1 pseudogene is annotated in these 251 nt (G+C 36.3%); it reads right to left on the bottom strand.

Annotated elements, in window-relative coordinates:
• Positions 1–135 (bottom strand): annotated as a pseudogene (locus IDG64_RS14585) (DMT family transporter); the annotation flags it as partial.
• Between the last annotated feature and the right edge of the window lie 116 nt (positions 136–251).

Genomic DNA, 251 nt, shown 5'->3' with positions numbered 1-251 from the left:
AATATCTTTTGCTGCTGCAAAACTATATGCTAATGTAACACCAATTTGACCCACAGCGGCAGCTAAGCCAGCCCCTAATAGATAAAGTATTTGCATCTGACTCATTGGTTCATAGGTATATGCAGTGCAAGTTATTACATGTTTGAAAAAGCACGCCGAGACGCCAAAATAATAAAAAAATAAATTTAAAGGAGCGCTTTATATGGCACATGGCCGTCAACAAGATGAATTACAAGATATAACTTTATTAG

The organism is Staphylococcus sp. EG-SA-15, assembly GCF_017151895.1.
GTDB classification, from domain to species: domain Bacteria; phylum Bacillota; class Bacilli; order Staphylococcales; family Staphylococcaceae; genus Staphylococcus; species Staphylococcus aureus.
The sequence above is the reverse complement of the archived record's forward strand: the minus strand, read 5'-3'. Positions and strand labels throughout refer to the sequence as shown.